This window comes from Sphingomonas sp. 1185 (assembly GCF_040544655.1).
Classification (GTDB): domain Bacteria; phylum Pseudomonadota; class Alphaproteobacteria; order Sphingomonadales; family Sphingomonadaceae; genus Sphingomonas.
In genome coordinates this window covers 15,720-39,860 of record NZ_JBEPKL010000013.1, presented here as the reverse complement: position 1 = coordinate 39,860, position 24,141 = coordinate 15,720, and the positions used below count along the sequence as shown (strand labels likewise).

General features: G+C 68.2%; 20 protein-coding genes. 9 read left to right on the top strand and 11 right to left on the bottom strand.

The window, feature by feature from the left end; genetic code table 11:
* Window positions 1–347: 347 nt before the first annotated feature.
* Both ABIC44_RS10645 and ABIC44_RS10640 read right to left on the bottom strand, forming a co-directional pair.
* The gene (locus ABIC44_RS10645) at window positions 348–2,774 is read right to left on the bottom strand and encodes a TonB-dependent receptor (RefSeq protein WP_354295332.1); all 2,427 of its coding nucleotides are present in this window, start codon (window positions 2,772–2,774) and stop codon (window positions 348–350) included.
* A gap of 107 nt (window positions 2,775–2,881) precedes the next feature.
* Entirely contained in the window at window positions 2,882–5,350 is a 2,469-nt protein-coding gene (locus ABIC44_RS10640) for a DUF3772 domain-containing protein (protein WP_354295330.1), read from the bottom strand.
* Between the two features lie 134 nt (window positions 5,351–5,484).
* Between ABIC44_RS10640 and ABIC44_RS10635 the strand changes: the two genes are divergently transcribed.
* The 7 genes from ABIC44_RS10635 to ABIC44_RS10605 all read left to right on the top strand — a co-directional run bounded on the left by ABIC44_RS10635 (window position 5,485) and on the right by ABIC44_RS10605 (window position 15,062).
* The gene (locus ABIC44_RS10635; protein WP_354295329.1) at window positions 5,485–7,080 is read left to right on the top strand and encodes a sensor histidine kinase; all 1,596 of its coding nucleotides are present in this window, start codon (window positions 5,485–5,487) and stop codon (window positions 7,078–7,080) included.
* Entirely contained in the window at window positions 7,077–7,457 is a 381-nt protein-coding gene (locus tag ABIC44_RS10630; protein WP_307101080.1) for a response regulator, read from the top strand. Before ABIC44_RS10635 ends, ABIC44_RS10630 begins: the two co-directional genes overlap by 4 nt.
* Complete coding sequence (locus tag ABIC44_RS10625) at window positions 7,454–8,224, top strand: Crp/Fnr family transcriptional regulator (RefSeq protein ID WP_354295327.1); 771 nt, start codon at window positions 7,454–7,456, stop codon at window positions 8,222–8,224. The genes ABIC44_RS10630 and ABIC44_RS10625 overlap by 4 nt, the downstream gene beginning before the upstream one ends.
* Window positions 8,225–8,391: 167 nt before the next feature.
* Complete coding sequence (locus ABIC44_RS10620) at window positions 8,392–11,079, top strand: TonB-dependent receptor (RefSeq protein ID WP_354295325.1); 2,688 nt, start codon at window positions 8,392–8,394, stop codon at window positions 11,077–11,079.
* Window positions 11,079–12,173 carry a phosphatidylinositol-specific phospholipase C1-like protein gene (locus ABIC44_RS10615; protein WP_354295323.1) on the top strand — a complete coding sequence of 365 codons (1,095 nt, stop codon included), beginning with the start codon at window positions 11,079–11,081 and terminating at the stop codon, window positions 12,171–12,173. The genes ABIC44_RS10620 and ABIC44_RS10615 overlap by 1 nt, the downstream gene beginning before the upstream one ends.
* A gap of 156 nt (window positions 12,174–12,329) precedes the next feature.
* Window positions 12,330–13,841, top strand: a complete 1,512-nt coding sequence (locus tag ABIC44_RS10610; RefSeq protein WP_354295321.1) for a DUF1800 domain-containing protein — start codon at window positions 12,330–12,332, stop codon at window positions 13,839–13,841.
* 9 nt (window positions 13,842–13,850) lie between these two features.
* The gene (locus ABIC44_RS10605) at window positions 13,851–15,062 is read left to right on the top strand and encodes a DUF1501 domain-containing protein (RefSeq protein WP_354295320.1); all 1,212 of its coding nucleotides are present in this window, start codon (window positions 13,851–13,853) and stop codon (window positions 15,060–15,062) included.
* Window positions 15,063–15,328: 266 nt separating this feature from the next.
* Here ABIC44_RS10605 and ABIC44_RS10600 read toward each other — a convergent pair whose 3' ends face one another.
* The 3 genes from ABIC44_RS10600 to ABIC44_RS10590 form a co-directional block, all read right to left on the bottom strand.
* On the bottom strand, window positions 15,329–15,778 hold the full coding sequence (locus tag ABIC44_RS10600; RefSeq protein ID WP_307101092.1) for an Rrf2 family transcriptional regulator: 450 nt from the start codon (window positions 15,776–15,778) through the stop codon (window positions 15,329–15,331).
* A 220-nt stretch (window positions 15,779–15,998) separates the two neighbouring features.
* On the bottom strand, window positions 15,999–16,790 hold the full coding sequence (locus ABIC44_RS10595) for a glutaminyl-peptide cyclotransferase (RefSeq protein ID WP_309697761.1): 792 nt from the start codon (window positions 16,788–16,790) through the stop codon (window positions 15,999–16,001).
* Window positions 16,787–17,350, bottom strand: a complete 564-nt coding sequence (locus ABIC44_RS10590; RefSeq protein ID WP_309700631.1) for a helix-turn-helix domain-containing protein — start codon at window positions 17,348–17,350, stop codon at window positions 16,787–16,789. Before ABIC44_RS10590 ends, ABIC44_RS10595 begins: the two co-directional genes overlap by 4 nt.
* Before the next feature lie 115 nt (window positions 17,351–17,465).
* Here ABIC44_RS10590 and dapF point away from each other — a divergent pair, with 115 nt between their 5' ends.
* Both dapF and ABIC44_RS10580 read left to right on the top strand, forming a co-directional pair.
* Window positions 17,466–18,401: a diaminopimelate epimerase gene (gene dapF / locus ABIC44_RS10585; protein WP_354295317.1), complete on the top strand. Its 936-nt coding sequence runs from the start codon at window positions 17,466–17,468 to the stop codon at window positions 18,399–18,401.
* A gap of 246 nt (window positions 18,402–18,647) precedes the next feature.
* Window positions 18,648–19,472 (top strand): oxygenase MpaB family protein, encoded by an 825-nt coding sequence (locus tag ABIC44_RS10580; protein ID WP_354295315.1) that lies wholly within the window; start codon window positions 18,648–18,650, stop codon window positions 19,470–19,472.
* Between the two features lie 2 nt (window positions 19,473–19,474).
* On the opposite strand, the gene ABIC44_RS10575 is transcribed toward ABIC44_RS10580, so the two are convergent.
* From ABIC44_RS10575 to ABIC44_RS10550, 6 genes are all read right to left on the bottom strand, one after another.
* On the bottom strand, window positions 19,475–20,383 hold the full coding sequence (locus ABIC44_RS10575) for a winged helix DNA-binding protein (protein WP_354295314.1): 909 nt from the start codon (window positions 20,381–20,383) through the stop codon (window positions 19,475–19,477).
* Window positions 20,384–20,525: 142 nt separating this feature from the next.
* Window positions 20,526–22,073, bottom strand: a complete 1,548-nt coding sequence (locus ABIC44_RS10570) for an NAD(P)(+) transhydrogenase (Re/Si-specific) subunit beta (RefSeq protein ID WP_502959840.1) — start codon at window positions 22,071–22,073, stop codon at window positions 20,526–20,528.
* On the bottom strand, window positions 22,070–22,369 hold the full coding sequence (locus ABIC44_RS10565) for a proton-translocating transhydrogenase family protein (protein ID WP_307101104.1): 300 nt from the start codon (window positions 22,367–22,369) through the stop codon (window positions 22,070–22,072). Before ABIC44_RS10565 ends, ABIC44_RS10570 begins: the two co-directional genes overlap by 4 nt.
* Window position 22,370: 1 nt before the next feature.
* Entirely contained in the window at window positions 22,371–22,721 is a 351-nt protein-coding gene (locus tag ABIC44_RS10560) for an endonuclease domain-containing protein (RefSeq protein ID WP_354295312.1), read from the bottom strand.
* Window positions 22,722–22,822: 101 nt separating this feature from the next.
* The gene (locus ABIC44_RS10555; RefSeq protein WP_354295398.1) at window positions 22,823–23,944 is read right to left on the bottom strand and encodes an NAD(P) transhydrogenase subunit alpha; all 1,122 of its coding nucleotides are present in this window, start codon (window positions 23,942–23,944) and stop codon (window positions 22,823–22,825) included.
* A 10-nt stretch (window positions 23,945–23,954) separates the two neighbouring features.
* Window positions 23,955–24,089 (bottom strand): aa3-type cytochrome c oxidase subunit IV, encoded by a 135-nt coding sequence (locus ABIC44_RS10550; RefSeq protein ID WP_307101107.1) that lies wholly within the window; start codon window positions 24,087–24,089, stop codon window positions 23,955–23,957.
* Between the last annotated feature and the right edge of the window lie 52 nt (window positions 24,090–24,141).

The window sequence follows — 24,141 nt, the reverse complement described above, 5'->3', positions numbered from 1 at the left end:
GCGGGCCGGTGCCGCTAGGGCGGATCGACATTCGAGATTGCCTCTTCTTTCCCTCTCCCCTGGACAGGGGAGAGGGTTAGCGAAGCTTGCCAGCCTGCTGGCTAGCGCAGCTTGGGTGAGGGGTACAGCGAGCCCAAAGGCTCGCACGCTTCGCGCATCCACCCCTCACCCAGCTCCGACTAAGCCTTTGCTCTCGCAAAGGCCAAGTCTGCGCAACCCTCTCCCCTCTGCGAGGGGCGAGGGACGGAAAGGCGTCGCTGAATGCCGATCGGCCCTAGGCCCTACTTCAAAAAAAGGGGCCGCCCCGAAGGACGGCCCCATAGTCGAGGGTAAGGGTATCGAACGGATCAGAAGCGGACCGTGCCCTCCAGGCCGATGGTGCGCGGCGGGTTGAAGTTCGCATAATCGCCCAGCGTCGCCGCATTCGCGGCCGAACGGCGGTAGATATAGGTGTTGTTGAGGAGGTTGCGGCTCCACAGCGACACGGTCATCTTGGTGCCGTTCTCGGTCAGCGGCAGATCGGCCAGCGCGATGCGGCCGTTCATGACGAAGCTCTTGTCGGTGCGCGTCGTCTCGTTCTGAAAGCTGTAGACCGGGTCGGCATAGTTGCCGTCCAGGTGGAAGCGGACCTTGGCCTCCGAACCCGCCAGCGGCACCTCGTAATCGACATAGGCCGAGGCGGCGTTACGCGGCGTGAACACCACGAAGACCTGGGTCAGCGCGTTGTTCAGGAACGGGTTCGGCGTCGCCGGTACGTTGGTGTAGGTGTACGCATAGGACGCGCCGAGCGTCATGCCCTCGACCGGGTTGGTGGTCAGGTCCGCCTCGATCCCGCGAATCTTGGAGGTGCCCGGCGCGTTGCGAGTCTCCTCGGTGTGCAGGTTGTAGGTCGGGCTCGACGGGTTGGTGTCGACATTGTCGAAGTCGATCTGCGTGCCCGTGCGGTCCATGATGTAACCGGCCAGGTTCAGGCGGACGCGGTGCTGGAACAGGTCCATCTTCGACCCGATCTCATAGGACTTCACGGCTTCGGGACCGAAGGCGGTGAAGGTCTGCGACCGCGCGTTCGCGCCGCCCGCGCGGTAGCCGGTCGAGTATTTGGCATAGAGATGGATCGTGTCGCTGGCGTCGAACGCCGCCGTCACCATCGGATCGAACCGGTTGTTGTCGAAGGTGAAGGGGAAGTTGGTCGACTTGCCCTGCACCAGATACAGCGTGCCGTTGCGCTTGTCGTGGGTGTAGCGACCGCCGACGGTCAGGTGGAACGCATCGAAGCCCGCCGGGGTATAGGTGCCCTGCGCGAAGGCGGCATAGCTATAGGCGCGCGCGAAGCTGCCGCGCTGGAGGAAGAACGAACCCGGCGCCCAGCCCTGGTTGCCCGAGGTGATGGTGCCCAGCGCGGTCTGCGACAGGATGGTGTAGCCCGAGCCGTCGGCATTCCACTGATTGGTCGACGGGGTCGCGGCGACTTCACGCGCATTCTCGGTGAAGTAATAGAGGCCCGCAACGTAATCGAACTGCGGCAGGCTGCCCACCGCCTGGAATTCCTGGCTGAACTGGTGCTGCTGCATGAACGACAGGCTGTAACGGCTGAACTTGCCGTTCGGCAGGAAGACGGTGCGGTGCGCGCCGCCCGAATTGTCCCACTGATCGGTGTCGACGCCGCGCCATGCGGTGATCGAACGCAGCTCCAGGCCCGGCATGACGTCATAGTTCAGCTTGGCCGAGAAGCCGTGCGTGCGGTCGGTGCTCAGCGCCTGCGGCACGCCGATATCGGCGGCCTTCATGCGGTTGTCGCCCGACACCACGACCAGCGGCGACAGCGGCGCGATGGTGCCCGAGGGCAGCTTGCCGCCATTGGCGTTGATCTGCGCGATCGTCGCGACCGGCAGGCCCTTGGGGTTGTAGTTGACCAGCTGGCTGTAGAAGGGCGTGTTCTGGTCCTTGGCCTGGTCGTAGGACAGCTCGACCGAGAAGCCGTCGACCGGCTTCCACAGCGCGGCGGCATGGCCGCCGACGCGGTTGAAATAGCCCCAGCCGGCGGCGCCGGGCAGCGGGTTGGTCACGAACGCGTTCTGGTGCTGGAGCACGCCGTCCAGCTTGATCGAGATGTTGTGCCACTCGGGCAGGTTCAGGTGCACCGCGCTGTTATAGGCGCCGTAATTGCCGATGCCGGCGGTCACCGCGCCGCCGAACTTGCCGGTCGGCTTGGCGGTGACGATCGACAGCGCGCCGCCCTCGGTGTTGCGGCCGAACAGCGTGCCCTGCGGCCCGCGCAGCACCTCGACGCGCTCGATGTCGAACAACGCGGCGTTCAGGCCCTGCGAACGGCCCAGATACACGCCGTCGATATAGACGCCGACGCCGGTGTCGCGCGCGGTCTGGTTCTGGTCGAAGGGGACGATGCCACGGATGCCGACGGTCAGCGCCGACTGGCGCGCCTCGAAGGTGGCGACGCGGAGCGACGGCACGGTGCCGTCGGCCAGGTCGAGCAGGCTCTGGACGTGACGGTCCTTCAGGACGGTCGGGTCGAGGACCGAGATCGCGATCGGCGTCTTCTGGAGGCTGGTCTCGCGCTTGGTGGCGGTGACCACGATCTCCTTCAGCTGGCCCGGCTCGTCCGCCGGATCGGCCGCCGCGGGGGTGGGATCGGCGGGCTTGGCCGCGGGCGCCGGATCGGCGGGCTTGGTGTCGGCGGCAAAGGCGGGTGCGGCCGCCATCGCCAGAAACGCGGTGCCGCCCAGCAGCGTCGCGCGAATGAAATCGGTCTTCATGGTCTGTTATCCCTATCCCCCGACCGACCTTCCGGTCGTCGCTGGCCGCGCGGATAGGGATGCTCCGCGAAGCTGGTGTTACCTTTTCATGACCAGCCCATACTTCCTCAATTCATTTTCGTTTCATCTGGACCGGCCCGTGACGGCGTGGGCGGGGCGGGCGGGGTCGCCGTTCCGCCATGGCGGACCAGTTCCATCTTCTGCGGCAGGGTGCCGATCTCGATCCCCCGGGCGCGGAGCGCCGCCAGGAGCGCGAAGAGGACCGCGCTGCGCGTACCATAGGCCGCGCGCGGACTTTCCACATGCGCAAAGCAGTTGAAATGGATGCGTCCGTCGACGATCGAATCGATAAAGGCCTTGGGCGCCGGGTCGGCCAGCACCGCCGCCTCGGCGGCGAAACAGTCGAGCACGATGGCGCGGACCGCATCCGCATCCTCCTCGATCGGGACCGAGAACTGGATCTGGATCCGCCCCAGCGGCCCGGCCAGCGTCTTGTTGAGCACCGACTTGGTGATCAACTCGGAATTGGGGACGATCAGGGTGGAATGGTCGGCCAGCTCGATCTCGGTCGACCGCACGCTGATCCGCTTGACGTCGCCCTCATCGGTGCCGACGCGGATCAGGTCGCCGATCTTGATCGGCCGCTCGGCGAGCAGGATCAGGCCCGAGACGAAATTCTGGGTGATCGCCTGAAGGCCGAAACCGATGCCGACCGACAATGCCGACAGCAGCAGCGCGATCCGCTCCACCCCGATGCCCAGCGACGCCAGCGCCCAGATCACCGCCAGCGCGATGCCGATATAGCGCGCGACCAGGCTGACCGAATTGCGCCCCGATCCGTCGAGGTCGGTCGCGGGCAGGTAACGATGCTCCAGCCAGCGCATGAAGACGCGCACCAGCCCCAGCCCGACGAACAGCACCGCCAGCCCGCGCAGGATCGCCCCCGGCGAGATCCAGACATTGCCGACCTTGATCCCGTCGGTGAACAGCGCCAGCTGGTCGAAGATCGCCCCCGGATCGCCGCTCGCCCCGAATGGCCGCAGCAGTACGCCCAGCGCCACCAGCACCAGCACCAGCCGCAGGATGCCCGACAGGGCCAGGCCGAACTGGTCGACCATGCTGCCGCGCACGCCCAGCGCGCGGGTCAGGGTGACGCCGACCTTGCTGTCGCGCACGAAGACGCTGGTGGCGATGTCGTCGGCGGCGACCAGCATCAGGTACAGGGCCGAGCCGAGCAGCACGGTCCAGCCGATCATCACCGCGACAAACCAGCTGAACCAGATATAGCCGATGGCCAGCGCCAGCCCGGCGACCGCCACCGCGATCCAGGCGAGCAGCGTGACGACGCTCAACCCCGCGCTGACCCCCGCGCTGGTGCTGTCCTCGCGTTCGGCGCGGGCGGCGCGCAGTCGTCCCAGCACGACCAGCGTCGCCGCGATCAGCATCAGGTGGAGCAGCGCCTCGACCGCCTGGGTCGCGATCACCGCGCTGCGGCTGCTGCCGATCGCGCCCTCGAACGACGCGACCATCGCGGTGGTGAAGGTCATCAGCGTCAGCAACCAGGATAGCGGACGCAGGCGGGTGGCGGTCTCGTCGTCGATCGGCGCGATCCGCCAGGACGGCTGGCTGCGCATCAGGATCGCCCCCGTCACCGCCGCGGTGAAGCCGCCCACGCCCGAGGCGAAGACGAACCCGTCGAGCAGCCCGGTCCAGCGTTCCGGCAACAGCCCCGACCAGCGCAGCCCCTGCACGAACACGAACGCCGCCATCAGCGGGCTCAGCGTCCCCACCGCGACCCGCCAGAAGGTGTTGGCCGAACGCCGCACCCGGCTGGGCGGGGCCTCCGCGATCAGCCGCCGCTGCGCCAGCCGGTGGGCGCCCAGCCGAACGGGGCCGAGCAGGATGACGGCGAGCGCGAAGCCCAGCATCGCATGCCAGGGGATGCCGCCGCGCCACTGGCGCGCAATCTGTTCATGCCCCTGTTGCAGGAACAGCGCGACCCGGCGCAGGTCGCGCGGCGTCTGGTCCAGCACGACCTTCCAGAAGCTGGGGCTGAGCGGCGACGGCACCTTGGAGGATAGTTTCTGGCTGAACTGTTCGGCCTTGCTGCGGTCGATCTCGTCGATCAGCTGCCCCGCCTCGACCCCGGCCAGCCGTCCACGCTTGATCGCGGCATCCAGGGTCGAGCGCAGCGCGTTCAGGCTCTTGCGCTGGGCGCGCAGCTCGGGCGCCTCGACCTCGCCCGGCGTCACCGCGCCCAGCCCGGTGATCCGGGCATTGACCAGCGCCAGCTGCTCGGTCAGCGCGTTCACCGCCTGGGTCGTCGCGTCCTGCGCGCCCTGCGCCTTGTCGCGCAGGTCCTGGCGGGCGTCGTCGTCGAGCTGCGCGTCGAGCCCCTGGTCGACCGCGCGGACATCCTGTTCGGCCTGGACGATGCGCGCCGTCGCCACCGTCATCGGGTCGCCCTGCGCGGCGATCGGCGCCGCCAGCGCCGGCATGGCAATCATCGTCAGCATCGCCGCGAGGATCGCGACGGGCCGGATGACAAGGCGAAGGGGCAGCATCGGACGGGACATGGACAGGGCCAGCAGTTGCAGACGGGCCGGGTCATAGCTCCCCCTCCCCGCATTTGCCACTTGCTCCGAAATCGTGTGTACCGGGGAGCCCAGCCCGGCCGGGATCGTTCGGGACATTCAGGATTTTTTGGACGATGACCGATCTGGCCCCTCTCGACGGACATGCATGGCCGCCGGCCTCGCCGCCGGGATCGATGTCGCGTGACGCGCATGTGCTGGCCGGGATCAACCGCATCCTCCAGGAAGCGTTGCGCGCCTCGACCGAGGAGGAACTGGGCCGGCTGTGCCTGGAGGTGGCCGAGGACCTGACCGGCGCGGCGTTCAGCTTCTTCGGCGAGCGTCGCACCTCGCACGACCGGCTGGACCATATCGCGATCAGCGAGCGCGGCTGGCGCTCCTATAGCGGCGACGATCCCGATTTCAGCCAGCGGCAATTGCCCAACGGCATGAAGATCCACGGCATTTTCGGACAGGTCATCCTTCAGGACCGCAGCCTGATCGTGAACGACCCGACCAGCCATCCGTCGCGGATCGGCCTGCCCGACGGGCATCCGGCGCTGCACAATTTCCTGGGGGTGCCGCTGCGCCGCGACGGCGAGACCTTCGCGATGTTCGCGCTGGGCAACCACCCGACCGGCTTTACCGAGCGCGAGCGCGCCATCGCCGAGGAACTGGCCCCCGCCATCGTCCAGGCGCTGCTGCGCAAGCGGGCCGAGGTCGCCTCGCGCGCCAGCCAGCGGCGGCTGCTGACCCTGATCGGCGGGATTCCGCAACTGGTCTGGACCGCGACGCGCGACGGGCAATGGACCTGGGCCAGCCCGCAATGGGTCGCGATGACCGGCCTGTCGGTCGAGGAGAGCCTGGGCCATGGCTGGCTGGTCGCGGTCCATCCCGACGATCGCGAGGCGGCGCGGCGCTTCTGGGCCGAGGCCAGCGATCGCGGCGACCTGGCGATGGAGGGACGGCTGCGCCAGGGACAGAGCGGGCGCTATCGCTGGTTCAAGACCCGCGCGACCCCGGTCCATGACGATCATGGCGCGGTCGTCGAATGGTTCGGCACCTCGACCGACATCGACGACCTGCGCCGCCTGCGCGAACGGCAGGAGACGCTGGTGGCCGAGTTGCAGCACCGGGTGCGCAACATCCTGACCATCGTCCGTTCGATCTTCACCCGCACGGTCGAGAGCGGCGGCCCGATCGACGAGATTTCGGACCATTTCCGCGGCCGCCTCGACTCGCTGGCGCGCACCCAGGTGGTGGCGACGCAGACGCGGTCGGGCCGGGTCGACCTGGAAAACCTGATCCGCGACGAGCTGCTGGGGGTGGGCGCGATCGAGGACGAGCGGCTCGCGATCGGGGGGCCGGACGTGGCGCTGGCCGCCGATACCGCCGAGTCGGTCGGGCTCGCGATTCACGAATTGACGACCAACGCACTCAAATACGGGGCGCTGCGCCATGCGGGCGGGCGGCTGTCGATTACATGGAAAATCGAACCTAAATCAGACCGCAAATGCGAACTGATTGTAAAATGGGATGAAACGGGTGTACCAGCGATGCCGGTCCCGCCTGTACGCCAGGGATTCGGGACCGAGCTGATCCGCGAGGCGCTGCCCTATGGGCTGGGCGCGCGGACCAGTCTGGAATTTCGCGGCGGCGGTGTCCTGTGTGTGATGTCGCTGCCTTTGCCGGGCGACGATGCCGGGCTATCGAACCGGAGCGCCGAGGGATGAGCCATTCGCCACTCGCCGAGAAACGGATCCTCGTGGTCGAGGACGAATATTTCATCGCCCGCGACCTGGAGCGGGCGTTGCGTGCGGCGGATGCGATCGTGATCGGCCCGGTCGCGACCCTCGAACAGGGGCTGGCGCTCGCCGAGAACGAGGCGCTCGACGCCGCCGTGCTCGACGTCAACCTGGCCGGATCGCGCGCCTTCGCCATCGCCGACCGGCTGTCGGCGCGCGACGTGCCCTGGGCCTTTCTCACCGGCTATGACGAATGGGCGCTCCCCGCCCCCTATCGGTCCGCGTCGATCGTCGCCAAGCCATTCCACGCCGATCGCGTCATCCGCGCGATCGGGGCGCTGATACCCGACAAAGGATGCGCATGACTTCGACCTCCCTTCGCGCCGAAGCGATGATCCCGCCCCCCGAAGACACGCTGTCGACGGCGGCGCTCCGCCGATTGTCGGCGCTCACCCCGCTGGATGAGGCCGATCTGGCGCTGCTCCGCCGCGCCGCCGCCGATCCCACCAGCTATCCGGTCCGCCACACCTTCCTGACGATCGGACGCCCGGTCGCCGAGCCGATGCTGCTGCTCCAGGGCTGGGCGGCGCGGGTTCGCATCCTGCCCGACGGGCGGCGGCAGTTCATGAGCTTCTATCTGCCCGGCGACGTGATCGGGCGCGCGCATCATCCCATGCCCCTCGCCTCGGCCACCGTCGTCGCGATCACCGAATGCGTGGTCTGCCCCGCCCCCGCCGCGCCGCCCGGATCGGGACTGGCCCAGGCCTATGCCATCGGCGAGGCGCTGGAGGAGGCCTATCTGCTCGGCCATGTCGTCCAGCTCGGCCGCCTGAACGCGCAGGAGCGGATCGGCGACTTCCTCCTCGAAATCTACGAGCGGCTGTCGCTGGCGGGGCTGACCGTGGGCGGCAGTTTCGAGATGCCGCTGACCCAGGAGATGCTGGCCGATGCGCTCGGCCTGACCCCGGTCCATGTCAACCGCATGATCCAGCAGGCGCGGCGCGACGGCGAGCTGATGTGGAAATCGGGCCGCATCCTGCTGCGCGATCCCGACCGCACCGCGCGCACCATCGGCCGGATCTCGCCGCAGGTCAGCGGAGCCCCCCACCCCGCGCAGAAGCCGGCGCCATAGGGCGGATCGCCACTGCGCCGGACTGCGGCGAAATGACCGGGAAGTGATCGCTTGGTGATCCACTCACCGCGTTTCACCGGAATGTCATCAACCTTTCGTCAAGCTGACATGCACGCCTCCTAACGCCGCCGCCGAACCGGCAGCAAGGCCGATGGGGGAATCATATCATGCTTACGTTGCGCAGCCTGCTGAAGGCTTCGGCCTCGCTCATCCTCGTGACCGGCCCGCTGACCGCCGCCGCGCAGGAAACCGCCGCGACCACCGCCGCCGCGCCGCAGGCCGCGCAGGACGGCGATGCCGCCGGTCAGAATGACGAGATCGTCGTCAACGGCACCTATGCGCGCAGCCTGGCGGCGGGCATCGAGACCAAGCGCCGCGCCGCCTACGGCGTCGACTCGATCAGCTCGACCGATATCGGCAAGTTCCCGACCCAGAATGTCGCCGAGGCGCTTCAGCTGGTCCCCGGCGTCGCCATCACCCGCCCGCGCGGCGAGGGCCTGTATGTCAGCGTCCGTGGCCTGGGGCCGCAGTTCCAGAACACGCTGATGAACGGCCGCACCATCGCGCTCAACGACCTGATCGAGAATGGCGGCGCGGCCGGTCGCCAGTTCCGCTTCGAGATGCTGCCTGCCGAGTTCACCTCCAGCATCGACGTGGTGAAGACCCCGACCGCCGACATGAGCGAGGGCGCGCTGGGCGGCAATATCGACGTCAAGACCTTCCGCCCGCTGGAAGTCGGTAACAAGACGACCATCAACATGCGCGGCACCTATACCAGCCAGACCAAGGAGGTCCGCCCCAACGTCACCGTGCTGACCAGCGCGAAGAACAGCGACGGCACCTTCGGCATCCTGGCGGGCGCGCAATATTGGGCCAAGACGGTCCGCAACGACCGCTTCATGAATTTTGGCTGGCTGCTCAACCGCTATACCGATGCGGCGCGCGGCGGCGCCCCGGCGGGGCTCTATTCGCCGACCCGCACCCGCCCCACCGTCGAGATCGAGGATCGCAAGCGTATCTCAGGTATCGTCTCGGCGCAGTGGCAGCCCACGCCCGAGCTTCAGACGACGCTCGACGTCGTCGCGACGCGGCTCGACGTCGCCTATGACGAGTTCGGCCTCGACATCTATCCGGACGACGCCAACGTCACGATCGGCGGCCTGAAGCAGCCCTCGACCGTGCTCCAGCCCGGCTATACCGTCGTCGGCGACACGATCACCAAGGCGACCATCGCCAATGCCCGCTTCATGGCGTCGCGCGAATACAGCCTCAACCGCCACGACCTGATCACCATCGGGCTGAAGCAGACGTGGAACCCGGATCGCTGGCACGTCACCGCCAACGTCAACTGGTCGGCCGCGCACAGCTATCACCCCGACTACAAGACCGGCACGGTGCGCAGCCGCGCCTATTTCATCGCGCCGCTAAGCTATGACGCCAGCCGCGGCTATCAGAACATGCCGACCTTCACCACGCCAGTCGACGTCACCAACCCCGCCAATTACAAGCTGTACCAGTTCAACATCGCGCCCAAGGACAGCAAGGACTGGGACTTCTACTCGCGCCTGGACATCGGGCATGATTTCGACGGCTTCCTGTCGAAGCTGGCGGCGGGCGGCGAATATCACTGGCGCAAGCGCGACTATTTCCGCCGCGATTACCTGATCGACACCGCGACCAACCAGCCGCTGACCAGCCTGGGCGCGGGCGCCTATCAGCAGGTGCCGTACGGCGATTTCCTGTCGGGCGTGTCGGGCAATGCCTTCCGCAACTGGCTGGTGCCGGTGACCGACGCCTATGTCGGCAATTTCTTCACCCCCGCCATCCAGGGCCAGCCGCTGACCAATGGCGACCTGCGCTCGTCCTTCGTCGTCTCGGAAAAGATCGCCGCCGCCTATGTCCGCGCCGATTACCAGTTCGACGCCGGTTCGGTGCCCGTCACCGGCAATCTGGGCGTCCGCTATGTCCACACCGATCAGGTGGCGAGCGGCACGCTGACCAGCGGCAACACCGCCACGCCGGTCAGCTACCCGAAGACGTTCAACAACGTCCTCCCCAGCTTCAACCTGCGCGCCGACCTGACGCCCAAGCTGGTCGGTCGCCTGGCCGCCAGCCGGGTGCTGACCCGCCCCAACGTCACCGACACCGCCCCGCGCATCACCGTGTCGACCGACGCGGCCACCGCCAGCGGCGGCAACCCGCAGCTGGTGCCATTCCTCGCGACCCAGTTCGACGGATCGCTGGAATGGTATTTCGCACCGTCGGGGATGCTGTCGGGCGCGGTCTTCTACAAGGCGATGGACGATTACATCACCCAGTCGAATACCGAGATCAACATTCCGGGTCGCGGCACCGTCCGCCTGTCCAGCTCGGTCAATGGCGGCAATGCCAAGGTCTATGGTGCCGAAGCCGCGTACAGTCAGGTCTTCACCTTCCTGCCCCAGCCGTTCGACGGCTTCGGCGTGCAGGGCTCCTATACCCATACGGAAGTGAAGGCCGACTACACCGCCGGTTCGCGCACCATCAAGGACCAGCTGATCGGCCTGTCAAAGAACAGCTTCAACCTGGTCGGCTTCTACGACAAGGGGCCGCTGTCGGCGCGCCTCTCCTATGTCTGGCGCGACAAATATCTGTCGAGCACGGGCAGCACGGTGCAGGCGCCGACCTATGTCGCGGCCTTCGGTTCGCTCGACGGCCAGCTGTCGGTGCGCGCCGCCGACAATCTGACGCTCAGCCTGGAAGGCATCAACATCGCGGGCGCGCATCAGGATACCTATAACGACAACAGCCTGCGCTTCGGCGAGATCAACTATTATGGCCGGACGATCCTGTTCGGCGTGCGGGCGGAATTCTGATGAAGCGCATCCTCACCCTGGCGGCGGTCCTCGCGACCGCCGCCGCCCCGGCGCCGCAGCGGCCGCTTCGGATGAACGACATCCAGGTCGTCGGATCGCACAACAGCTACAAGCAGCGGATCGCGCCCGCCGGCTTCGCCGAACTCGAACGCCGCGACCCCAAACTCGCCGCCGCGCTCGACTATGACCATCTGACGCTGGCGCAGCAGCTCGACCGGGGCGTGCGCCAGCTGGAGATCGACATCTTCGCCGATCCCGAAGGGGGCCGCTTCGCGCATCCGATGGGCGAGAAACTGGCGCGTGCGGCGGGCGAGCGGACCGGCTTCGACATGTCTGCGATGATGAAGCCGGGCTTCAAGGTCTTCCATATTCCGGAAGTCGATTACCGCTCCTGCGGCACCTTCAAGCAGTGCATCGGCCAGATCGACGCCTGGTCGCGCGCGCATCCGCGCCACCTGCCGATCATGGTCACGATCAACGCCGCCGACCGGCCGATCAACAAGCCCGGCGTCACCGATCCCCTCCCGCTGACCGCGCCGCTGCTCGATGCGCTGGACGGCGAGATTCGCGACGTGCTGAAGCCGGAGCGGATCATCACGCCGGACGATGTCCGCGGGAATGCGGCCACGCTGCGCGAGGCGGTGACCACCAAGGGCTGGCCGACGCTGGAGCAGGCGCGCGGCAAGATCTATTTCGTGCTCGACACCACCAGCGACGTGTCCGACCGCTATCGCGCCGGGCATCCCTCGCTGAAGGGGCGGGCGATCTTCGGCTGGTACGACACCGACCAGCCCGAGGCTTCGGTCGAGATCGTCGGCGATCCGCGCACCGATGGCGCGAAGATTCGCGAATGGGTGAAGCAGGGCTTCATCGTCCGCACCCGCACCGACGCCGACACGGTCGAGGCGCGGTCGAACGACCATGGTCGCCAGCAGGCCGCGATCGACAGCGGCGCGCAGGCGGTGTCGACCGACTATTATCCCGGCGCGCCGCGTCGCCCCTGGAGCAAGGGCTTCACCGTCACCCTGCCCGGCGGGGTGATGGAACGCTGCAACCCGGTGACCCAGCCGGTCGGCTGCACGCTGCCGCAATGACATCTCATTCCTCCCCTTACAGGGGAGGAAAAAGTGTCCGGCCGCTGACGCCCTTTTCATCTCGGGGCAAGGCGGGGTTCAGCCATCATCCGCCACTTTACCCTCCGATGAAGCCTGCGCCGCGTCGGCGTGTGGCGGGAACGGAAGAAGCGGTGCATGACGCGAACCGCGAGCCTGTTGATGATAGCCCCGGTCCTGATGACCGCGATCCCGGCCCATGCCGCCGATCCGGCGCGCGACGCAGCCTGGGCCGAGCGGCTCGGCTGGGGCCCGTCGGCCGCGCCCGATACGGGCCCGGCGCCGGGCAGCGACACCTGGCTGCGCGGACAGTTGGATCCGTCCCCCGCCCCCCTCCCCCCGGCGGTGCAGGCGCAGATCGATGCCATGCGTATCTCGAAGGAACCCGTCGCCGCGCTGGTCGTCGAGACCGACGCGCTGCAACGTGACGCCAATCTGCTGACCGATCCCGACCGCAAAAAGGCCGCGCGCGAGGTCTATCAAAAGGCGATGAATGCGCTCGCCGACGAGGCGCGGCAGCGTTTCGTGCTGCGCGCCCTCTATGCGCCCGATCCGTTGCGCGAGCGGATGACCTGGTTCTGGTTCAACCATTTCAACGTCCAGGCGGGCAAGCGCGACATTCGGGCGATGGTCGGCGATTATGAGGACACGATCCGCGCCCATGCGCTGGGCCGGTTCCGCGACCTGCTGGAGGCGACGCTGCGCCATCCGGCGATGCTGCGCTATCTGGACAATGACCAGAATGCGCGTGGCAAGATCAACGAGAATTACGCGCGCGAGATCATGGAACTTCACTCCATGGGCGTCGGCTCGGGCTATACCCAGGCCGATGTGCAGGAACTGGCGCGCATCCTGACCGGGGTCGGCGTCGACCAGAAACCCGATGCCCCCAGGCTGAAGCCCGAGCTCCAGCCGCTCTATCTCCGGGCCGGGCTGTTCGAGTTCAACCCGGCCCGCCACGATTTCGGGACCAAGCATTTCCTGGGCCATGAGATCAAAGGATCGGGCTTTGCCGAGGTGGAGCAGGCGCTCGACCTGATCGCCGACAGCCCGGCGACCGCGCATCACATCGCGCAGAAGATGGCGACCTATTTCACCGGCGACACGCCCCCGCCCGCTTTGGTCGAACGGATGGCGGCGACCTTTCGACGGACGCATGGCGACATTGCCGCCGTCCTGAAGACGATGATCCGGTCGCGCGAATTCGCGGCGGCGTCTGGCCGGGGGTTCAAGGATCCGGTCGACTATACGCTGTCGGCCGTCCGGCTGGCCTATGGCGACCGGGTGATCGCCAATCCGCAGCCGGTCGTCGGCTGGATCCGCCAGATGGGCGAAGGGCTGTACGATCATGAGACCCCCGACGGCTATGACCTGACCAGCGCGGGCTGGTCGGCACCGGGGCAGATGGCGACGCGGTTCGATATCGCACGCCAGATCGGCGGCGGCGCGGCGCGGCTGTTCCAGTCGCCCGACGCCGCACCCGGCACCCCGCCGCCACCGGCCCCGCCGCCCATACTGAAGGATTCGCCCGTCCTGACCGCGCGGATGGCGACGCTGGGCAAGCCGACCCTGGCCGCGCTGGCGCAGGCACGCTCGCCCGCCGAATGGAACGCGCTCTATTTCTCCTCGCCCGAATTCATGCATCGATAGGAGGATGGCATGACGATCCCACCCCTGCATCGCCGCGATCTGTTGAAGGGTGCCGCCGCCATGGCGCCGATGGTCGTCGCGGGCCGCGCCTTCGCCGCGCCGCAGGCGGGCAGCCGCTTGCTGGTCGTGTTCCTGCGCGGCGCCTATGACGCGGTGAACATCATCAGCCCCAGCGGCAGCGACTTCTATCGCCAGTCGCGCCCGACGATCGCGCTGGCGCGGCCCGATCCGGCCGATCCCCATGCGCCGCTGCCGCTGGACGCCGACTGGGCGCTCCACCCGGCGCTGAAGGACACGATCCTGCCGCTATGGCAGGCGCGACAGATCGCCTTCGTGCCGTTCGCGGGCACCGACGATATGAGCCGCAGCCATTTCGAGACCCAGGACACGATCGAGCTGGGCCAGCCGGTCGGCGGGCATCGCGATTATGGCTCGGGCTTCATGGCGCGGCTGGCGGATATCCTCGGCACGGGCGAGCGGCCGATCGCCTTCACCGACCAGCTGCCGCTCTGCTTTCGCGGCGGCGAGGACCCGATCCCCAATCTTGCGCTCGCCAATGTCGGCAAGCCGATCGACCAGCGCCAGGCCGCACTAATTCAGAGCATGTATGCCGGTCATCCCGAACTCGCCCGTTCGGTCAGCGAAGGCTTTGCGGTGCGCGACACCGTTTACCGGACGCTCGACCAGGAGATGAAGGCCGCCAGCCGCGGCGCGGTGTCGCCCAAGGGGTTTGCCCTGTCGGCTCAGCGGATCGGGACGCTGATGCGCGATCGGTTCAACCTGGCCTTTGTCGATGTCGGCGGCTGGGACACGCATGTGAACCAGGGCGGCGCGACCGGCTATCTGGCCGACCGGATCGGCGAACTGGGCCGCGGGCTGGCCGGATTCGTGCAGGCGATCGGGCCCGAGGCATGGCGCACGACGACGGTCGTCGTGGTGTCCGAATTCGGCCGCACCTTCCGCGAGAATGGCGATCGGGGCACCGATCACGGCCATGGCAGTATCTATTGGGTGCTGGGCGGCGGCGTGTCCGGCGGCCGGATGGCGGGCGATCAGGTCGCGCTGTCCGCCGCCACGCTGAACCAGAATCGCGACCTGCCGGTGCTGACCGATTACCGCGCGTTGATCGGCGGGCTGGTCGGCCACCAGTTCGGCCTGTCGGGCGAACGCCTGGCGACCCTGTTCCCCGGCACCCGCGCGAGCGATCTGAAGCTGGTCTAGCGCCGATCGCCATTCAGGATTGCCTTTCCTTCCCTCGCCCCTCGTAGAGGGGAGAGGGTTGCGCAGACTTGGTCTTTGCGAAAGCAAAGGCTTAGTCGGAGCTGGGTGAGGGGTGGGCGCTCGCTTTGCGAGCGCGCGAGCCTTTGGGCTCGCTCAACCCCTCACCCAAGCTGCGCTAGCCAGCAGGCTGGCAAGCTTCGCTAACCCTCTCCCCTGTCCAGGGGAGAGGGAAGAAGAAGCAATGCTGAATGTCGATCGGCTCTGCGTCAGGCCGAAAGCCGCAACGGCACCGCCTGATCGCGGGCGCGGATGTCGTCCAGCACATCGTCGAGCGTCAGTTCGGCCAGCTTGTCCTCCAGCGCCTCGCGCACCGGGGTCAGCATCGATTCCAGGCTGGCGGTGATATGCCGGTCGATCAGCCCGTCGCCCTCGGGCGGCTGGCGGTGAAAGGCGAAGAAGTTTCGATCCTCCACCGCCTGATAGACATCGACCAGCCGGATTTCCGCCGATCGCCGGGCCAGCATCGCGCCGCCGCGATTGCCCAGTTGCGACCGGGTCAGCCCGGCGCTCGCCAGTCGGAGCAGCAGCGCGCGGACCACCGCCGCGTTGGAATTGACACTGAGCGCGATGTCTTCCGAGCGCAGGGGCGTATCGCCATGGTCGGCCATGAGCGCAAGCATATGCAGCGAAACGACAAAACGCGTGCTGGTCGGCAAGAAACGTTGCTCCTTATTCCTTCGTCCCATGATCCGTCCGCGCGGGCACAGGGCTCACCCTCTTATGGCCGGATCGGGCCGAACACGCAATTCATAACTCATGTTATTTTTGCATATTACCGCTGCGTAAACGCGCAAGTCCGCATCCGTATCCGGCCCCACCATCGGGAAAATATAATGGCGCCAAGGATATGCGAGGCGCGACGGAACGTCGCCCGCCTCAGCGGGCGGGTGCAGGCGCGGGCAGGCGGATCTCGAACAGCTCGGGCCAGTTCTTGCCGGTGACGAAGATGCGGTGCTTCACCCGGTCGAAGGCGATGCCGTTGGCCACCGAGTCGGGATCGGTCAGCCCGACCCGCGCGATCAGGTCACCCAGATCGATAACCCCGACCACCTGCCCCGAGGCGGGATCGATCCGCACGATATAGCGGGTCATCCAGACATTGGCCCAGATCTGCCCGTCGATATATTCCAGCTCGTTCAGGTTCTTGAGCGGCCGTCCGTTCACCGTCACGTCCAGCGTGCGCGCGACCTTCATCGTCGCGGGATCGAGGAAGCGCAGGCGCGGCGTGCCGTCCGACAGGATGATCCGATGCCCGTCATCGGTCATCGCCCAGCCCTCGCCCTCATAGCGCCATTCGCCGACCCGCTTGAGCGCCGGGCGGCTCCAGCGGAAACCCCGCCCGCCATGCCAGGTGACGCTGCGCAGTTCCTGGCCCCAGGCGACGATGCCCTCGCCGAACAGGCCGTCGGGGACGGTCGCCTGGCGCTGGGTCTTGCCGGTGGCCAGGTCGACCTGGCGGATCACGCTCTGCCCCTCGCGCCCCGTGCTTTCGTACATCGTGCCGTCGGCGATCAGCAGCCCTTCGGTAAAGGCGGTCGTGTCGTGTGGATAGGCGCGGACCAGCTCGGGCTTCTCGACCACCGGCGGGGCCGGTGCGGCGGGGGCGGTCTGCTGCGCCGCCGCCGGAATCGCCAGGGCGAGCGCCAGGATCGGGGCGAGCCGGATCACAGCGTGCGCACCAGCCGCGCCACCCGCGCGATCCAGGCGGGTGCCGCCACCGTCACGCCGGCGGCACCGGGTTCGAGCGGCAGTAGGCGGAGCGTGTCGTCCCCCACCGCCGCCAGCCGGGCAAAGACATAGCCGCCGACGGGGCGCGGCACGAGGATATCGCGATTCATGGCGTCGGCGAACCTATCGGGCGCCAGCGGTTCGCACCAGAGTTCATCGCCCGCCCGGTAATCGCCGACCGCGCCGGTGACGGTGACGGCGATCATCCCCGGCGTCGCACAGGGCGGCGAGACGGCGCGCGCGCTGCGCGGTGCCACCGCCCCGCGCGGCCCCAGCAGCGCCGCCACCGGCAGCGTCTCGCGCACCGGCAGCGTGACCAGATCGGCGGTGGTGCAGCCCAGCGCGGCGGCGATGCGGTTGAGCCAGGGCAGCGACACGGTCCGCGTCCCCATCTCCAGCCGTCCGATCGTCTGCGGCGTGGTCGGCGGGCAACAGGCGCGCGCGACATCGTCCAGCGTCATGCCCTTGGCCCGCCGCACTTCCCGGATCGCGGTGATCATGTCCCTGTGCCCCTCCAATCCCTGCCGGCGGTCAGCCGGTCCGGCGCCCGCGCTGCTGGCGGAGCCCGTCCGGCTGGGCTAAGCGCCGAGCCATATTCTGTCGGAGTTATCGCCCATGCGGTTCGAGATCGTCAAATGCCATGGTTCGGGCAATGATTTCCCGATGATCGACGCACGCGCCCTGACGCTCAGCGAAGCGGAATGGGCCGCGGTCGCGCGCGCGCTGGCGAACCGCGCGGGGCCGGTTGGGGGCGATGGCTTGCTGCTGCTGGTCCCCGGCGACGACCGCGCCGCCTTTGGCATGGTGATGCGCAACAGCGACGGCAGCGAGGCCGAGACCTGCCTGAACGGCGTCCGCTGCGTCGCGCGCGCCGGGTTCGAGGCGCTGGGGATCGAGGCCGCGACGGTGCGGCTCAAGACCTCGCACGCCGATGCGGTCCATGACGCCGATCTGGCGCCGGGCGTCTATACGGTGCGCGAGACCGCCGGGCCCGCCGGGCTTTCGACTGCCGCCTGGCCGATCCATGGCGCGCCCGACCGGCTGGTCGAGGCGGTGCTGCCCATGCTCGATGCCGGGCGGCGCTTCACCGCGGTCACCATGCCCAATCCGCATCTCGTCCATTTCGTCGACGCGGTGGACGAGGCCGAGCTGGTCCGTCTGGGCGGCATTTGCGAGGCCGCGCCCGACTGGCTGCCCCACCGCGCCAATGTCTCCTTCGTGGAGGTGCGCGGGCCGTCGCTGTTCGTCCGGACCTTCGAGCGCGGGGTGGGCCTGACCGACAGCTGCGGCAGCGCGATGGCGGCATCCACCTATGCCGCATGCCTGACCGGGCGGATCGGCTGGGACGTGCCGACCGTGGTGTTCAACCGGGGCGGGCTGGTCCGCGCCTTCGCGCAGGCGGATGGCATGGTCACGCTGTCGGGCAATGCGACCTATGAATGGGCGGGCTCGGTCGCAGTCGACCTGGCGAGCGAAACCGCCAGCGACCTGGTGGTGGAGCGGCATTTCCCCGACGAGCGCACGGCGTGGGAGGCGGCCCGGCGGGGGTGAGGGGCGCGGGTGTCGGGCGTGGCCTTCGACTTCGCTCAGGCTGAACGGAGTTTGGGGTAGGGGACGAACGGGCAAATCGTGCGGGGAGCATGGACGGGCCAACATCTCGCCAAGGACAAATCCCCCCGCTCCGTTCGGCCTGAGCGAAGTCGAAGGCCACGGGAAAACACGCGCGGCAAGCATCGACCATCCCGATGCCCCCTCGCTCGCACGCAACGCAACGTCCCGCCGACGCGTTATCCCGCCATGCTCCCCGTCCGCCGCCAGATTGCCGACCAGATCCGCGACGTCGTCGGCAGTCGCGAACTCGACCTGACCCGGCCGCCGGGCGATGACGGGCTGTTCGGCCCCGGCTCGGCGACCTGGGCGGTGCATGGCGATTTCACCGCGATGATGGCGGGCGGCATCGCCTCGCTGCTGATCCAGATGCTCCATCCCGCCGCGCTGGCCGGGGTCTGGGACCATAGCGATTTCCGCCGCGACATGGCGGGGCGGCTGCGGCGGACCGCCGGGTTCATCTCGGTCACCACCTATGGCGCGACCGAGGCGGCCGAGCAGATGATCGCGCGGGTGCGCCACGTCCATGACCGGGTGAAGGGCACGCTGCCCGACGGCACCCCCTATGCCGCCAACGATCCGCACCTGTTGACCTTCGTGCATGCCGCCGAGGTCGACAGCTTCCTGCGCGCGCACCGCACCTATCGCGACCCCGATTTCTCCGATGAACAGGCCGACCGCTATCTGGCCGAGATGGCGCAGATCGCGCGCCGACTGGGGGCGACGGACGTACCCGAGGACCGGCACCAGCTGGCCCGGTTCCTCGCCTCGGTGCGCGGTGAGCTGCGCGTCGATGCGCGGACCAGGACGGTCGCGCGCACCCTGTTGAACCAGCCCGCCCCCAGCCCCGCGCTCGCGCCGGTCAGCAACTGGCTGACCCAGGCGGGTATCGCGCTGCTGCCCGACTGGGCGGCGCGGCTGCATGGCCTGGACGGCGCGGTCGCGATGCGCCCCGCCATCCGGGCGGGCACACGGCGACTGGGCGGCGCGATCCGCTGGGCGCTGGCGGGCTAGGCTCAGCCCAGCCGCCGCAGCGCCGCCAGATAGGCGCGCATCCCCTCCAGCGCGCGGTCGGTCAGCATCATGAAGGCGCGGCGGCGATCGGCGGGATCGGGCTGGCGCGCGAACAGCCCTGCCTCGGTCATCTTGCCGATCCAGCGCAGCGCGGTGGTCGGCGCGACGGCGGCGGCGATGCACAGGCTGGACACCGACACGCGGTGCCCCTCCAGATGCGCGGCATAGAGATCGAGCAGCATGTCCCAGGCGGGTTCCTCGAACAGTCCCGCTCCGAACAGCCCGTCGCGCAGCCGCCGCGCGCGGATCATCCGGCGGACGATCTCGGCATCGCCCGGCTGGGCGCGCGCGGTGGCGGCATGGAAACTCTGATGCCGGTCGCCGACTCCGCCGCGCCCCTCCTCCTCGCCCTGCACCGACAGCCGCGCCAGCACCTCGGCGATCCGGGCGACCTCGGCGTTGAGCTGGCGCAGCCGTTCGGATTCGCCCTCATGGACATGGCCGTGCAGCATCGACGCGCCGCCATTGGTCGCCCCCGCCACCGCCAGCGCGGCGACCAGCTCCAGCTCGCTCGCGTCGCACAGCATCACGACGCGCGGGCCGAGCAGCATGGCCGCGACCAGATCGATATCGGCGGTCGGCAGGCTGACCAGCACCGGCAGGTCGAGCGCGGTCGCCACCGCGTCGATCCGCGCCAGCGCCACCTCCATCGCCTCCGCGCCGTGCGTGTCGATCATCAGCAGCGGCCGCCCCGCCTGCCGCCCGATCTCCTCGGCGACCGCGGGCCAGTCGATCGCGCGCATCACCCGCCCGCCGGCCTGCCGCACCGCCTGCCCCGCCGCACCGCTCAGCGCGGGCGCGCTGATGACGACGACCGGAAATCCGTCCCCATAAGGGTCTAGCTGTTCCACACCTGCTCCCCGCCGCCCGCCATGGCGGGCTTTCGATCACGGTCGCAGCATGACCGGCCCGGCGGAGCCGTCGCCCCGCCATCGCCATCGTCGCTGCGACCGGGATGACGTCCGGGAGTCGACGTCAGTCCGAATCGGACGCTCAGCCGAGCGCCTTGACGATCTCTTCAACCATCTTCTTCGCGTCCGCCAGCAGCATCATGGTGTTGTCGCGATAAAATAGCTCGTTATCGACACCCGCATAGCCGACGCCGCCCATCGATCGCTTGATGAACAACACCGTCTTGGCCTTTTCCACGTCGAGCACCGGCATGCCGTAGATGGGCGAGGACTTGTCGGTCTTGGCCGCCGGATTGGTCACGTCATTGGCGCCGATGACGAAGGCCACGTCGGTCTGCGCGAACTCGGCATTGATGTCCTCCAGCTCGAACACCTCGTCATAGGGCACGTTCGCCTCGGCCAGCAGGACGTTCATATGGCCGGGCATCCGCCCCGCGACCGGGTGGATGGCATATTTGACGCGCACGCCCTCCTTCTTGAGCAGGTCGCCCATCTCGCGCAGGACATGCTGCGCCTGCGCCACCGCCATGCCATAGCCGGGGACGATGACCACCTGTTCGGCCTGGCTCATCAGAAAGGCCGCGTCCTCCGCGCTGCCGCGCTTCCAGGGCCGGTCGATCGCCGCCGCAGCCCCGCCCCCCGCATCGCTCGCGCCGAAGCCGCCCGCGATCACGCTGACGAAGCTGCGGTTCATCGCCCGGCACATGATATAGGACAGGATCGCGCCCGAACTGCCCACCAGCGCGCCGGTCACGATCATCGCCGTATTGTGCAGGGTGAAGCCCATCGCGGCGGCGGCCCAGCCCGAATAGCTGTTCAGCATCGACACCACGACCGGCATGTCCGCGCCGCCGATGGGCACGATCAGCAGAAAGCCGATGACGAAGGACAGGAGCGTGATCGTCCAGAAGATCCACGGTGCCTGGTCGCGCGTGAACATCGCCACCAGGATGACGATCGCGCCCAGAAGCCCCGCATTCAGCGCATGACGACCCGGCAGCAGGATCGGCTTGCCGCCCATATTGCCGTTGAGCTTGAGGAAGGCGATCACCGAGCCGGAAAAGGTGATCGCACCGATCGCCACGCCCAGCGCCATTTCCACCCGGCTGACGACATGGATGCTGGCGAAGGGCTGGCCAATCATCGGGACGACCATGTCGGCGATGTCGAAGGCGACCGGGTTCAGGAAGGCGGCACAGGCGACCGCGACGGCGGCGAGTCCGACGAGCGAGTGGAAGGCGGCGACCAGCTGCGGCATCGCGGTCATCGCGATGCGCCGCGCGGTGGTGATGCCGATCGCCGCACCCAGGCCGATGGCAGCAAGAATTTCGAGAACGGCAACCCAATCAATCTGAGAACCAAAGGGGCAAATTGCCTCTCCGATTTCACATGCCGTCGTCCAACCGGAGCCGATCGATGGCACATGCGTCACCAGCGTCGTGACGACGGCAATCGCCATGCCGATCATGCCGAAGCGATTGCCCCGCTGGCTGGTCGTCGGGCTCGACAGCCCGCGCAGCGCCAGGATGAAGCACACCCCCGCCACCAGATAGGCAAGCGAAACCCAGGGGTTCGCGGCAATGGCCTCGACCGCAGGGGTGAGCGGCGCGGGCGGCACGGGGGCGATCACGAGCGCTTCTCCTTCTTGCGGTACATGGCGAGCATCCGCTGCGTCACCGCGAAGCCGCCGAAGATGTTGATGCTGGCCAGCACCACGGCACCCAGCCCCAGCCACTTGGCCACGCCCGATCCCGTCGCCCCAGAGGATGCGGCAGACGCGATCAGTGCCCCGACGATGATGACCGAGGAAATGGCGTTGGTCACCGCCATCAACGGCGTGTGGAGCGCGGGCGTCACCGACCAGACGACATAATAGCCGACGAAACACGCCAGCACGAAGATCGACAGGATCGATACGAAGTCCATCTTATTCCTCCCCGGAACGGGGAGGGGGACCGCTCGCCGCAGGCGAGTGGTGGAGGGGGGCCGCCGCCAGCGAGACGATCGAAGCGGCGACCGCCTCGACATCGCGCAGGATCTCGGCGGCTCCGATCCGGAGCACCCAATACCCGTTGTCGTTCAAATATCGATCGCGTGCGCTGTCGCGGATCGGGCGCGTTTCCACGCCGTGCACCGCTCCGTCGACTTCGATGATCAGACGCGATTTTGCGCAGAAAAAGTCGGCGACGTAACATCCGACCGGATGCTGTCGGCGGAACCTTAGCCCGCCAGGTGAACTGTGCAGTTGCTGCCAGAGCATGACCTCGGGAAGCGTCATTGTCCGCCGTAATTTCCGTGCCAGCGATACTTCGGGGCGGAGTATTTGCCGCCGCCCCCCTCCACCGGCTTCGCCGGTCCCCCTCCCCGTTCCGGGGAGGATCATGATGCCAACCTCGGGTTCACCACCTGCCCACCCCGTGTCAGCCGGATCGCATCGCCGATCTCGGCGTCGAGCACCGGGCGTCCGGCGTCCTTGTCCCAGAAGGCGGCCAGGAAATTGTGCAGGTTGCGCGCGAACAGCGCCGAGGCGTCGGCGCCCAGGCGGCCGGGCATGTTGCGGTGGCCGATGATCGTGACGCCGTGGCGCGTCACCACCTCGCCCGCCACCGCGCCCTCGACATTGCCGCCCGCCTCGACCGCCAGGTCGACGATGACGCTGCCCGGCCGCATCGTCGCGACCTGCGCATCCGTCACCAGCCGCGGCGCGGGGCGGCCGGGGATCAGCGCGGTGGTGATGACGATGTCCTGCCTGGCGATATGCCCGGCGACCAGTTGGCCTTGCGCCTTGCGATATTCCTCGCTGGTCTCGCCCGCATAGCCGCCGGTGCCCTCGCCCTCGATCCCCGCCACGCCCTCGACGAAGATCGGCTTGGCACCCAGCGACTGGATCTGTTCCTTCGTCGCCGAGCGGACATCGGTGGCCGACACCTGCGCGCCCAGCCGCCGCGCGGTCGCGATCGCCTGGAGCCCCGCGACCCCCACCCCCATCACGAAGACGCGCGCCGCCGGGATCGTCCCCGCCGCCGTCATCATCATCGGCAGGGCGCGGCCATACGCGTTCGCCGCCTCCAGCACCGCCTTGTACCCGGCCAGATTGGACTGGGACGACAATATGTCCATCGACTGGGCGCGGGTGATGCGCGGCATCAGGTCCATCGCCAGCGCCTCCAGCCCGGCGGCGGCATAGCCCGCGACCGTCTCGTGCCGCCGGAACGGATCGAAGGCCGCGACCACCCAGGCGCCCTCGCCCACCCCGCGCAGCCCCTCGGCCTCGGGCGCCTGGATCGCCAGGACGATCCCCGCCCCCGCCAGCACCTCGCCGCGTTCGGCGACGGTCGCGCCCGCCTGTTCGTAATCGCCATCGGCGATCCCCGCCGCCTGCCCCGCGCCGCGTTCGACCGCCAGCGTCGCGCCCAGCGCGGTCAGCTTGCGCACCGTCTCCGGCGTGGCAGCGACGCGGCTCTCGTCCCCGGCCGTCTCCCGCAGCACCGCGATATGCACGCCCATCACATCACGCGATCAGCCAGAGGACGATCGCCACCAGAATGGCGACGCCGATCGATCCCCATTTCAGCATTCCGATCATCCGATCATAGGTCGCGACATGCGCCTTCATGTCGCCGGTGCCGGTCTCGTTGGCCGCCATGATCCTCACCCTTGCTGTCGGCATGCGAAAGTGGGTCCTTCCGCATTCACCG